Source organism: [Clostridium] symbiosum ATCC 14940 (assembly GCF_000466485.1).
Lineage (GTDB): Bacteria > Bacillota > Clostridia > Lachnospirales > Lachnospiraceae > Otoolea > Otoolea symbiosa.
Genome location: NZ_KE993044.1, coordinates 1 through 12,773, shown reverse-complemented (window position 1 = coordinate 12,773; position 12,773 = coordinate 1). Strand labels below are relative to the sequence as shown.

At 44.4% G+C, this 12,773-nt stretch carries 7 protein-coding genes and 1 pseudogene; 4 read left to right on the top strand and 4 right to left on the bottom strand.

Going from position 1 to position 12,773, the window contains the following annotated elements; translation table 11 throughout:
- Positions 1-80 precede the first annotated feature (80 nt).
- A pseudogene (locus tag CLOSYM_RS23910) lies at positions 81-167 on the top strand (hypothetical protein); the annotation flags it as partial.
- 12 nt (positions 168-179) lie between these two features.
- Entirely contained in the window at positions 180-1,439 is a 1,260-nt protein-coding gene (locus tag CLOSYM_RS21240) for a PspC-like choline-binding domain-containing protein (protein ID WP_330362932.1), read from the top strand.
- Positions 1,440-1,673: 234 nt separating this feature from the next.
- Here the strand turns inward: CLOSYM_RS21240 and CLOSYM_RS21235 are convergent, their stop codons facing one another.
- Complete coding sequence (locus tag CLOSYM_RS21235) at positions 1,674-3,125, bottom strand: PspC-like choline-binding domain-containing protein (RefSeq protein WP_044903099.1); 1,452 nt, start codon at positions 3,123-3,125, stop codon at positions 1,674-1,676.
- A 480-nt stretch (positions 3,126-3,605) separates the two neighbouring features.
- On the opposite strand from CLOSYM_RS21235, the gene CLOSYM_RS21230 reads away from it, so the two are divergent.
- Together CLOSYM_RS21230 and CLOSYM_RS21225 are read left to right on the top strand one after the other, a co-directional pair.
- Positions 3,606-5,387 (top strand): phosphotransferase, encoded by a 1,782-nt coding sequence (locus CLOSYM_RS21230; protein ID WP_021643769.1) that lies wholly within the window; start codon positions 3,606-3,608, stop codon positions 5,385-5,387.
- Positions 5,388-5,563: 176 nt separating this feature from the next.
- Positions 5,564-7,741 (top strand): GH25 family lysozyme, encoded by a 2,178-nt coding sequence (locus CLOSYM_RS21225; RefSeq protein WP_021643768.1) that lies wholly within the window; start codon positions 5,564-5,566, stop codon positions 7,739-7,741.
- Positions 7,742-7,935: 194 nt separating this feature from the next.
- Here CLOSYM_RS21225 and CLOSYM_RS21220 read toward each other — a convergent pair whose 3' ends face one another.
- The 3 genes from CLOSYM_RS21220 to thrC all read right to left on the bottom strand — a co-directional run bounded on the left by CLOSYM_RS21220 (position 7,936) and on the right by thrC (position 12,629).
- On the bottom strand, positions 7,936-10,053 hold the full coding sequence (locus CLOSYM_RS21220; protein ID WP_003502146.1) for a glutamine synthetase III family protein: 2,118 nt from the start codon (positions 10,051-10,053) through the stop codon (positions 7,936-7,938).
- 122 nt (positions 10,054-10,175) lie between these two features.
- The gene (gene fba / locus CLOSYM_RS21215; protein WP_003502144.1) at positions 10,176-11,039 is read right to left on the bottom strand and encodes a class II fructose-1,6-bisphosphate aldolase; all 864 of its coding nucleotides are present in this window, start codon (positions 11,037-11,039) and stop codon (positions 10,176-10,178) included.
- A gap of 105 nt (positions 11,040-11,144) precedes the next feature.
- Complete coding sequence (thrC, locus tag CLOSYM_RS21210; RefSeq protein ID WP_021643767.1) at positions 11,145-12,629, bottom strand: threonine synthase; 1,485 nt, start codon at positions 12,627-12,629, stop codon at positions 11,145-11,147.
- Between the last annotated feature and the right edge of the window lie 144 nt (positions 12,630-12,773).

Here is a 12,773-nt window from a genome sequence, read left to right as displayed (position 1 = left end):
TCGCCGCTGGTTGGGAAAAAGATGACGCTGGTATTTGGCATTTCTATGACAAAGACGACGAGATGGTAACCGGTGAGTGAAAAAAGGACGGCGGAAAGTGGTTTTACTTGGATGATGACGGTGAAATGGCTACCGATCAGTGGGTTGACGACGAGTACTATGTTGGCGAAGACGGCGCTATGCTGATCAACACCTGGAAGAAGACTTTAGCTGACGAGGATATGGATGATCCGGAAGATGACGGTGAATCTTGGTATTACTTTGGAAGCAAAGACAAAAAGACTGTTTCTGGTGATAAAAAAATCAACGGAAAAACATATTTCTTCGATGAGAACGGCAAAATGCAGGATGGCTGGTATGAGCAGAATGGCGACGTTTATTACTTAGGTGATGAAGATGACGGAGCCAGAAAATCTGGTTGGTTATGGTTAGAGGTTCCGGACGAGGATGACAATATTATTACCGGACATACAGATGATGGAGATATGTGTGATGAAGAAGGCTGGTACTATTTCGGTTCTAATGGAAAGATGTACAAAGACTTCAATAAGAAAAAAGTAAATGGAAAATACTATTTCTTTAACAAACACGGACAGATGCTCTATGAGTGGATCAATGGCTCTCCAATGGAAGCTGGTACACCTACTAATGCTGTCGCTGACGGTAAAGTTCCGGAAGCTTCTGCAAGCTCTGCCCAGGCTGGCAACATGATTTATGCAAATCAAGTTGAAGAAGGCTGGAGAGCAGACGGCTGGTACGAAATCGATGGTGCTGAAGATACCGGAGCTTCCGATGATACCGATTGGTACTATTTCAAAGATGGTAAGGCAAAATGTGCCGATAAAGCCGGACAGCAATTCACCTATCCAAACGGTGGAAAGACAAAATCAACAGCAAAAATTAAGGTAAACGGAAAATATTTCTGCTTCAATGAAATCGGACAGATGCAGACTGGTTTACAGTATATTCCGGATGCCGGCGGATTCTATTACTTTGATGACAATGGCTACATGAAGACTGGAAAAGTTTCTAATGTAGAAGAGGATAATGATAGCTTCACCTACTACTTTAACACAAAGAATGGCAAGAACGGTCTTGGTGTAACGGGTGAGAAGTCCGGATATCTCTATTGGAATGGTAAGAGACTGGAAGCTGATGATGATTACAGAATTTACAAATTACCAAATTCTAGCAAAACAGCTTGGGAATACTACCTTGTAAATAAGAGCGGTAAACTTCAGAAGTCTGACAAAAAGTATGATGTAGAAAATGGAAGTGGAGCAGAGGACGTTGAATTCACGTTTAACGGATACAAGATTACAGGTCTTAAGACAGGTTCTCCTGCATGCGATTACGTAACAGATGCTACAACTCCACAGATCGAACTGTATGATGGTACGATGAAACCTATTATTACTACTACAACTGTAGAAGAATAATTTGGTTATGAACTGAATAGTTGATAGAGACCAGGGATGTGTGATAAGCACATTCCTGGTCTTTTAAGGCTCTTTGTCAATAGTTGGGGTGGGATTTGTTAAAATCCCACCCCAACTCTATGACAGAGAGCCTATTCAAAAAGGCAAGAACCGGAAATCCGGCCTTGCCTTTTTAATTATACTGTTTCTCAAAATCTAATTTATAATCAGAATCTAAGTTTCAGTAAATGAATCTTACTCAGCTTCATCAATTCCAGCAGCTGAAATTACGTTGTCGTAAAGTTCGATCTTCGGTACATCAACGAATTCTAACAGATCGCTGCTAAGATCTTTGATTGTGTTACCGCTGAACTTGAACTGTACGTCTTCCTTATCTGCAAGCTCTAAGTCATACTTCTTGCTCTCGGATTTCTGGATCTTACCCTGTTTATTTACAAGATAGTACTTGTTATCTACGAGGTAGATTCTATAATCATCCTCTGCCTCAAGTCTCTTACCCTTCCAGTAGAGGTATCCAGATTTCTCGCCGGTTACACCCTTGCCGTTGCCGCCATTCTTAGTCTGGAAATAATATGTGAAGGAATCATTCTCTTCCTCTACATTAGAAACTTTACCAGTCTTCATATAACCGTTGCTATCAAAATAGTAGGTATCTCCATCGATGTACTGTAAACCAGTCTGCATCTGACCCTTTTCATTGAATGCAAAGTATTTACCTTCAACCTTAATCTTTGCTACATAAACTGGAGCACCATCATCAGTTAAGCCACTATTGTCAGCAGGTTTTGTTTTATCTGCTTTCTTAGCTTTACCATCTTTGAAGTAGTACCAGTCGGTATCATTGTTTGCACCAAGGTCTTCAGCACCATCGATCTGATACCAGCCATCTGCTCTCCAGCCTTCCTCTACTACGTTCATGTAATATACATCGCTCGGAGTTGCATTTGGATTTTCACCGTCTAACTGAGCGTTGGAACCTTTTGTAACTTTGGCGCCATTGATCCACTCATACAGCATCTGGCCGTGCTCGTTAAAGTAGTAATATTTACCGTTGATCTTCTTCTGTTTTGCGTCTTTATACATCTTACCGTTGGAACCGAACCAGTACCAGCCTTCTTCGTCACATACGTCACACTCATCATCACAAAGGTCAATATCAGCGTCGTCGTCCGGTTTTTCAAGCCATAACCAGCCAGAGGTTCTAGCGCCGTCGTTTTCATCACCTAAGTAATAAACATCGTTGCCATCCTGATACCAGCCATCTCTCATCTTGCCGTCGTCATCAAAGAAGTATGTCTTTCCATTGATCTTCTTTGTATCAGAAGTGGTTTTCTTACCCTTGGAACCGAAATAGTACCAAGCATCACCGTCATCTTCCGGATCATCCATATCTTCGTCAGCGAGAGTCTTCTTCCAGGTATTAATCAGCATAGCGCCGTCATCACCAACATAGTACTCGTCGTCAACCCAGCTGTCTGTCAGCATCTCGCCGTCATCATCCAGGTAGAACCACTTTCCACCGTCTTTCTTCCATTCTCCAGCTACCATCTCATCATCGCTGTCATAATAGTGCCAGATACCAGCGTCATCTTTTTCCCAACCAGCGGCGAAAGATGTCATGGAAGCACCCATAGCGAGTAAAGCTGCTGCAGATAAAACTGCAACTAATTTAGTCTGCTTTCTCATAATTAATGCACTCTCCTTTTTTCTTTTTGAAATATTTTTCGAAATTCCTAATTGCATTACGAGGTCATTATACTTCGGATAAGGAAAATTATCAATAGTTTTTTTACAAATTTTCCAACTTTTTGTTACAAAGTGAAATTTTTGCACTTCATACTACTGCTTCATTTTCTGGGAAGTTGACCCTGTCTCCGATACATTCACATTATAATATAACTAATCCCAAATTACCATAACTTTTCTCTGTGCATTTCCTTACGGAATTGTTACAAAAAGTCGTTATTAACCAATTATTGTTTTTATATTAATACAATCCTAAGAATTGAGGTTTACAATTAAGAATTTCATGCTATAATGTTCATATCTCATGATTCAAGTCGCTTTTTTGAACACTGCAAAAAAATGTCGAAATCATGAATATACACAATATCCTGTTTAATTTCAACAATTTAATATACTAATTATAAAAGTGGAGGTTTATGCATGGATCGATACGGATTAATATGCAGGAGTATTTATGAAGATTCAGATGTTACCCAAAGAGAGCTGTCTTCAATTCTTGGGATATCTCTTGGAAGTGTAAATAAGCTAGTAGGTGAATGCCTGAAAGACGGTTTGATTCAGAATCATTCTGAATATGGTAAATACAGTTTAACGGAAAAAGGAATGGAATATCTGGAGCAGTACCGTGTTGATGGCGCTGTTATCACGGCGGCCGGATTCGGTTCACGTTTTGTCCCGCTCTCCTTCGAGACACCCAAAGGACTTCTTGAAGTTTTTGGTGAAAGGATGATTGAGAGGCAAATCCGTCAGCTTCATGAGGCCGGTATTACCAACATCACGCTGATTGTGGGCTATTTGAAGGAAAAATTTGAATATCTCATCGATAAATATAATGTAAAGCTATTTTATAACCCGGAGTACACCTGTAAAAGCACGCTTGCTACCGTATATCAGGGCAGAGAGCTTTTTTACGGTAAAAATATGTATCTTCTGGTCTCAGACAACTGGATTCGCAACAATATGTTCCATACTTATGAATGCGGCTCCTGGTATTCTTCCGTTTATATGGAAGGCGATACATCTGAATGGTGTGTTACGGCCAACAAAAAAGGTAAAATTTCATCCATCACCATCGGCGGACATGATTCCTGGACATTATATGGCCCGGCTTTCCTGTCAAAGGATTTTACCGAAACCTTCTTTCCTTTACTGGAATCCGATTATCACCGTCCGGGAACGGAGCAATGCTATTGGGAACACGTTCTGCTGAACTATATAGACAAACTTGATTTTTATGTAAACTGCCAGCCCGAGCATCAGGTCTACGAGTTTGAAAATCTGGAAGAATTACGTCTGTTCGATCCAAAATACCGGAATCATTCAGACAACGAAGCGATGCGCCTGGTCTCACAGGTCTTCCACGTAAAGGAATCCGCAATCCGCAATATCCGCTGCCTCAAGGCCGGCATGACTAATAAATCCTTCCTGTTCGAGGTTAATAATGAACATTATATCTGCCGTATTCCCGGCCCCGGCACAGAGCTGCTTATAAACCGTAAGGAAGAAGAAGCCTCATACCACGCCGTCGAGCCTTTAGATATCACAGAGCATATCATTTACTTCGATGGTGATAACGGATATAAAATTGCCAAATATTATGAAGGTTCCAGAAATGCCGATGCAAAAAACTGGGATGACATCGCATCCTGCATGGCCCTTCTGCGCAAGCTGCATCAGTCGGAATTAACGGTGGAACATCATTTTAACCTGCGTGAGCGGATCAATTTTTATGAAAAGCTCTGTCAGCATCATGAACTCCTTCTGTTTGAGGATTACACGGAAGTAAGGGGATGGATGAATCATCTGCTGGATCGGGTAGAACGTCTAAACAGGCCATGCTGCCTGTCACATATAGACTCCGTTGCGGATAACTTTCTCTTTCTTCCCGACGGAACCGTGCGGCTGATAGACTGGGAATATTCGGCTATGCATGATCCGCTGATTGATATTTCCATGTGCAGCATTTATTCATATTACGATGCAGAAGAGCTGGATCGGCTGCTGGAAGTCTATCTGAAACGAATTCCCACTCCTGAAGAAAGAATTGCAACTTATGCTTACGCGGCGCTGGGAGGGTTTTTGTGGTGTCTGTGGGCCGTATTCAAAAGTACGGAAGGAGAAGAATTCGGAGAATATACAATTATCATGTATCACTACGCAAAGCACTATTACAAGAGAATAGCCCGGCTTTTCCCGGATTAAGCCTCCCCGAATCAATTGTAATAAATTATTTATAACTTCACTGTATAAATATGGTATAATGACCGCATAGCGGGCATTATACCGCGCAAGTTTTAGAAGTTTAAATAATCATATTAAGTATTTACTACGGATACAGTGAGCAAACACTGTATGTTTTACACAGGAGGAGGAGTATTATGATACACAAGAAACGTATCCAGGCTCTGGGGCTTGCCTGTCTGGTCGGCCTGATGAGCCTGGGCCCCGCCGCCGAGAGTCTGGCCGCCGTTTCCTGGACTAAAAATAACGGCGTCTATATAGGCAGCGACGGCACATCCATTGCCGGAGTTGTCGCCAGAGGTATCGACGTTTCACACTGGAAGCAGGCTATTGACTGGAAAGCCGTCGCAGGCGACGATATCCAGTTTGTTATGCTTGGAACCAGGTATGACAATGCCGTAGATCCTTATTTTAAGACAAATGCGGATGCAGCCGCTGCAGCCGGCCTTAAGGTGGGAGCTTATATATATTCTTATGCCACTACAACTGACATGGCGGTTCAGGAAGCAGATTTTATTCTTGATTTAATCAAAGATTATCCTATTTCATATCCGGTAGTATTTGATGTTGAAGCGTCCGTTATGAGCACTTTAACCCCTGCTCAGTTAAGTGACATTATTAATGCTTTCTGCAAAAAAATTAAAGAAGCAGGCTATTATCCGATGCTCTACGCCAATGATTACTGGCTGACAAATAAAATAGATATGAGCAAGGTTCCCTATGATGTATGGGTCGCGCGATATGAAACTAAGCATACCTATAACAAAGCTTCCATGTGGCAGGCTACTAATCAGGGAACTGTAGCCGGGATTACCGGTAACGTAGACATCAATTTTGCCTATAAGGACTTCTCAGCCGTGATACCTGCAAAACAATGGAGGCAGATTAACAACAACTGGTATTACTATTCCGACTATAAAAAGCAAACAGGCTGGATTAACGACGGCAACGGCTGGTATTACATGAAGGATGACGGCACACAGCATAAAGGCTGGCTCCATATCGATGACAAATATTACTACCTGAACGACAATACCGGCAAGATGATCACCGGATGGCGCAAGGATCCTTCCACATCCAAATGGTATTATTTTAATTCAGAAGGCGTAATGGCTACCGGATGGATACAGGACAATAACAAATGGTACTATCTGAATAACGACGGAACGATGGTTACCGAATGGCTGAAAGTCGGGGACAGCACTTACTACTACCTAAAGAGCGACGGTTCCATGGCTACCGGATGGTATCAGATGGATAACAGCTGGTATTACTTCAATCCGACCGGTGAACTGATACGCGGCTGGACCGACATTGAAGGTTCCCGTTATCTTCTTGGAGATGATGGCAAGATGTATACCGGATGGCAGCAGATTGACGGAAACTGGTACTATTTCGGCAGCAACGGAAAAATGAGGACCGGTTGGCAGGAAATTGATAAAACCTGGTATTATCTGGATCAGAACGGAAGAATGCTGTCCGGATGGCAGCAGATTGACGGTGAATACTATTATCTTCACGACGGCAAGATGCTGACCGGATGGCTCAGTGACAGCAATGGCAGCAAGTATTACATGAGTACCAATTCCGGACGAATGACAAGAGGATGGAGAAAAATAGACGGTTCCTGGTTCTATTTTAACCAGAACGGACATATGCAGACAGGATGGCTGAACCTTTCCGGCAAGTTCTATTACCTCGATCCCGAAAGCGGGAAGATGACGGAAAATGTTTCCCGTGTCATTGATAATGTAAATTATACTTTTGACAATAATGGTGTCTGCCAGAATGAAACAAATAATATGAGCGGAATCGCCGACAGTTACTTTGATCCGAATTCTTTGAAGAATTCATCCTTCGGTTCCCAAAACGGCCAGACGAATAATACTTCCCAATCACCATCCGGCAACAGCAGCTCACCATCCGGCAACAACAGCTTCCCATCGGGCAACGGCAGTTCACCATCCGGCAACGGCAGCTCACCATCGGGTAACGGCAGCTCGCCATCCGGCAACAGCAGCTCTTCCGGCGGCCCTACAGGTGGCCATGTAACTAACGCCGGCACTTCAACCGGCGGTGGGAATGCCCCCGGAAGTTCGAATGGCAGCGTAACTGCTCCGGGAACTTCGGGCAATAATAATAATAATAATAGCAATAATAACAATCCGGGCACAAATCCGGGCGGTTCTTCTGCTCCGGGCAGCAATAACCATTCTTCAGGCAGCGGCAGTTCGTTTGCCCCAGGCAGTTCCTCCGGCTCCGGCAGCAGCAGCGGAGGATTACAGCCAGGCCTCACCACCGGTCCCGGACGGTAATCCACTGGTTCAATGATCTAAACCGCCCCCAATAAGTCAGGCTTAAAAATCCAACTGATTGGGGGCGGTTCATTTATAGTTACTTTTCACATCCTTGCCAAAAAACAGCTATGCTGTAAAAAATAACACGCGGGACATTACCGTATGAAAAGTAACGATTTATATACTGTAAAACTAAGTATTAATCCTTACGCCTACACTTCAAAAATCAAATCTCCATAGCTTGGGAACGGCCAAAGCTCTTTGTCAACAATCATTTCCAGCTTATCAACCGGAATTCTAAGAGCCTTCATCGCAGTCGTCACATTCTCCAGACAGTAATACGCCCGCTCCTTGCTGTTTGAAATGCCGGCTGCAATCCCGGCTTTCTCTTCAAGAGCGGCAAGCGCTACTTTTACTTCTGACAGCAGATCCGAGGTTTCAAGAATCAGCTCTTTCTGTACGCTGACATCCGCCTCCGGACATGCATCTCTGACTGCGGAAAGCGATTTTGCCAGCTGCGTCGTGTACGCAACAACGGCCGGAACAATCTGTTTCCCTGCCATATCGATCATCGTCTTTGCCTCAATATTGATTGTCTTGGCATAAGATTCATATTCGATCTCAGCTCTGGACTCCAGCTCCGCCTTCGTATAAACACTGAATTTTTCAAAAAGATGCACCGCTTTTTCCGTAATCAGGGCAGAAACGGAATCAATGCCGGATTTCAGATTCGGCAGGCCTCTCCTCTCAGCTTCTTCCACCCATTCATCCGAATAGCCGTTTCCACTGAATATAATTCTTCTGTGCTTTGCGAAAAGCTCTTTAATCATATCATGGACGGCCATATCGAAATCTTCTGCTTTTTCAAGCTGATCCGCCGCCTGCTTGAACGCTTCGGCCACAATCGTATTCAGCACCACATTCGGTGAGGATACGGAATCCGAAGAGCCCACCATACGGAACTCAAACTTATTCCCTGTAAAAGCGAATGGTGAAGTTCTGTTCCGGTCTGTGGCGTCCTTTGCAAAATCGGGCAGTGTCGTCACGCCTGTTTTGAGAACTCCTCCCTGAATCGAATGGGCTGCGGAACCGGTGCTGCAAAGCTGGTCTATTACGTCTTCCAACTGCTCACCCAGGAAAATGGAAATGATAGCCGGCGGAGCTTCCGCTGCTCCCAGACGGTGATCATTGCCGGGAACCGCCGTTGATTCTCTCAGCAGATCGGCGTGAATATCCACCGCTTTCATAATGCAGGCCAGAACCAGAAGGAACTGGATATTCTCATGCGGTGTTTCCCCGGGATTCATCAGATTGATTCCATCATCCGTGGTCAGCGACCAGTTATTATGTTTACCGGAACCATTGATTCCCGCAAACGGTTTTTCATGAAGCAGGCAGGTCAGGCCATGATGTCCGGCAATCCGTTTCAGTGCCTCCATCACCATCTGGTTGTGGTCAACCGCCACATTGACCTGTGTATAGACAGGAGCCAGCTCATGCTGAGCCGGAGCCGCTTCATTGTGCTGCGTCTTGGCACAGACTCCCAGACGCCACATTTCTTCATTGACTTCTTTCATAAAAGCGCCGACACGGGGACGGATACTTCCGAAATAATGGTCGTCCATCTCCTGGCCTTTCGGAGGCATGGCGCCAAACAGAGTCCTGTTCGCGTAAATCAGATCTTTTCTCTGCAAATATTTTTCTTTATCAATCAGAAAATATTCCTGTTCCGGTCCCACATAGGGAATCACCCTCTTGGATGTGGTATTTCCAAATAGGCGGATAATTCTCAGAGACTGCTCATTAATTGCCTGCATTGAGCGCAAAAGAGGTGTTTTTTTGTCCAGAGCTTCGCCTCTGTAAGAACAAAAAGCGGTCGGTATGTAAAGCGTCACTCCCCAGGTATCTTCTCTCAGAAAAGCCGGTGAAGTACAGTCCCAGGTCGTATATCCCCTGGCCTCGAACGTGGATCTCAGGCCTCCGGACGGGAAAGAGGAGGCGTCGGGTTCGCCCTTAATCAATTCTTTTCCGGAAAACTCCATGATAACCCGGCCTGCCGCATCGGGTACGGAGATAAAGGCGTCGTGTTTCTCAGCGGTAACGCCGGTCAGCGGCTGAAACCAGTGGGAATAATGGGTAGCCCCTCTCTCAATTGCCCAGTCCTTCATTGCATGGGCCACTACGTCTGCAATGGACGGATCCAGTTCCGCTCCGTCCTCGATAGTTTGTTTTAGCTTCTTATAAACACTTTTCGGAAGGCGCTCTTTCATTGCCGTATCATTAAATACATTTTTTCCAAAAATTTCAGCCACGTTAATTGCGTCACTCATTCTATTCTCCCTTACCAGACGATAAAATTGATCTGTAAACTTTTCACTGCCATCAAAAACGATAACCTGCACGCTCCGCGCACAGGTCACCGCCTTCATTTATAATCCGGTTATTATTCCAATCAGGCTTTGCCAACGGAACCAAACAGCTCCATCTTTGTCTTGACTGTCTCCTTAATTGCTTCCGTACCCGGAGCCAGAAGTTTACGCGGATCAAATCCCTTGCCTTCCAGATCCTTGCCTGCCTCAATATATTTACGTGTTGCTTCTGCAAAGGCAAGCTGGCACTCTGTGTTCACGTTAATCTTGGCAACGCCGAGAGAAATCGCTTTTTTAATCATATCCTCCGGAATTCCAGTACCGCCATGAAGAACTAACGGCATATCGCCGGTCTTCTCTTTAACGGCTGCCAGTGTCTCAAAGCTGAGGCCAGGCCAGTTTGCCGGATATTTGCCATGGATATTGCCGATACCGGCTGCAAGCATGTCTACGCCAAGGTCCGCAATTGCTTTGCACTCGTCGGGATCTGCACATTCCCCCATTCCGACAACACCGTCTTCTTCTCCGCCGATGGAGCCAACCTCTGCCTCCAGGGATAATCCCTTTTCAGCACAGACCTTTACCAGCTCTTTTGTCTTCTCCACATTCTCCTCGATCGGATAGTGGGAACCGTCAAACATGATGGAAGAAAATCCGGCTTCAATACATTTATAGCATCCTTCGTAAGAGCCGTGGTCTAAATGGGTTGCTACCGGAACTGTAATTTTCAGTTCTTCAATCATTGCATTCACCATATCTGCAACAGTTTTAAATCCGGCCATATACTTGCCCGCACCCTCAGAAACACCGAGAATAACCGGTGAATTCAGTTCCTGAGCGGTCAGCAGAATAGCCTTTGTCCATTCCAGGTTGTTGATGTTAAACTGTCCAACTGCGTACTTGCCATCTCTTGCTTTCTGAAGCATGTCCTTTGCATTAACTAACATATTACGAACCTCCTTGTCGCTTTTCTCACTTACATTCTTTTATTATATACCATATTTTTCGATTTGGGAAGACTGTTAAAAAATTGGCATATTATTTTATCCCTTTTATTTCAGAATGTCAGCTACCGTACTCTCCATTGTATCCGGAGTGCACTGTATATTGTGGCGGATTTCAGCGTTCCTAATCTCCTCGATGGCAGCGGGCACAGCAACTCCGGAAGCTTTCTCCATCTCGTCAATCAGTTCGAATTCATCTTTTCCTTCTTCGCTTCCGTATATTGCTTCCATTACGCTTCTTGAAAATTTGTACGGGCTGGCTGTGGATGCAATCACCGTTTTCGCCGTATCATTTGTTTCTTTCACATATTTTCTATATACGCAGGATGCGACGCCGGTATGAGTGTCAATCATATAGCCGGTATCGTCAAAAAGGCGTTTGATTTCAGCGGCGTTCTCCTCCTGTGTTGCATAACCGCCGGAAAAATCCGCCATTCTCTCCCTCATATCGTCGGTAACCGTATATTTCCCGTCACTTGTCAGCTCTTCCATCAGTTCCCTGGTCTTTGCGGCATCGCAGCCGGTAGAAAGATAAATCAGCCTCTCAAGATTGCTGGAAATCAGAATATCCATGGACGGAGAGGAAGTCAGGATAAATTCTCTCTTTCTGTCATAGATACCGGTCCGGAAGAAATCATATAAAACTTTATTATCATTTGACGCACATATCAGCCTGCCAACCGGAAGTCCCATCTGCTTTGCAAAATAAGCGGCCAGAATATTACCGAAATTACCGGTCGGAACTGTAATATTGATTTTTTCGCCATCCTCAATTTCACCGTTTTCGAGAAGCTTCACATAGGCATAGACATAATACACAATCTGCGGAACAAGGCGTCCGATATTGATCGAATTGGCGGAAGAAAGCTGGTACCCCTTAGCCGCCAGTTCTTTTTCGAACTCTTTATCATTAAAAATCTTCTTTACACCGTTCTGGGCATCGTCAAAGTTTCCGTCAATTCCCACAACGCTTGTATTATCCCCCTTCTGTGTCAGCATCTGAAGTTCCTGTACGCGACTGACTCCGTCCTTCGGGTAAAATACAATAATTTTGGTCCCTTCCACATCGGCAAAACCAGCCATAGCTGCTTTTCCCGTATCACCAGATGTGGCGGTAAGAATAACAATCGTGTTATCAATCTTATTTTTTCTGGCAGCCGCAGTCATGAACCTCGGGAGGATGGATAGCGCCATATCCTTAAACGCAATCGTATTGCCGTGAAACAGCTCCAGATAATATGCTCCGTCTGCTTTTACGAGAGGTGCAATCTCCTCCGTGTCGAATTTACTGTCGTAAGCGCGTGCGATACAGTCCTTCAGCTCCTCTTCCGTAAAATCCGACAGGAATAATTTCATTACTTCATAAGCCACTTCCTGATAACTCATCTTTGCCAGCTCACTGAAAGAGCGGTCAAATACAGGAATTGTATCCGGCATGAAAAGGCCTCCATCTTCTGCAAGCCCTTTCAGAATTGCCTGTGATGCCGTTACATTTTTTTCACCGCCGCGGGTACTGCTGTAATAGATTGCCATGATTCTCCATCCTCTCTTTTATCAAATGATTGATTATCCGTAGTTTTTGTCCTGATTATCGATGATTCCTGGTTAAAAATTTTACCATACTTTATATATTAGTGCAAGAAAAATAGAGATTTAGTTAAGCAGGTGAGGACGCCG